Genomic DNA, 620 nt, shown 5'->3' on the forward strand with positions numbered 1-620 from the left:
ACCGGCCAGACGCCGGCCGCGCCCACGCCGCCGGAGTCGCCGCGGCGGCTCGATGCGCTGCCGCCGCCGCCCAGCGCACCGCTGCCGCGCGGATCGCTGCTCGACCTTCGCGTCTGACACCGCGGGCCGACGCGCCCCGGACCGATTCGTACGCGTCAGACCGCTTGCGCCGCGCTGGGCGGCACCCCAACCTCGGGGACATGTCGGCCGCGACCGCCAATTTCGTACGCCGCATCCCCGAGGGCGAGGACCGCGAGCGCCTCACCTGCGCCGATTGCGGCTTCGTCGCCTATGAGAACCCGAAGGTCGTCACAGGCTCCGTCGTCGTCGCCGACGGCAAGGTGCTGCTCTGCCGGCGCGCCATAGAGCCACGCCGCGGCTTCTGGACCATCCCGGCCGGCTACATGGAACTCGGCGAGACGGTGGAGGAAGCGGCGCGGCGCGAGGCGCACGAGGAAGCCTGCGCCGACATCGCGATCGACGGCGTGCTCGCGATCTACTCCATCGCGCGGATCGGCCAGGTGCAGGTGCTGTTCCGCGCGAGGCTCGCCGCGCCCGGCGTCGCCGCCGGCGAGGAGAGCCTGGAGGTCCGCTTCTTCGACTGGGACGAGATCCCCTGG

The 620-nt window shown here is 73.4% G+C and carries 1 protein-coding gene; it reads left to right on the plus strand.

All coding sequences use genetic code 11. The features are described from left to right. Positions 1 to 200: 200 nt before the first annotated feature. Positions 201 to 620: NUDIX hydrolase (locus L2I40_RS24175; protein WP_237217869.1), on the plus strand; the 420-nt coding region annotated here is incomplete at its 3' end.

It is taken from the genome of Falsiroseomonas oryziterrae (genome assembly GCF_021864505.1).
GTDB lineage: Bacteria > Pseudomonadota > Alphaproteobacteria > Acetobacterales > Acetobacteraceae > Falsiroseomonas > Falsiroseomonas oryziterrae.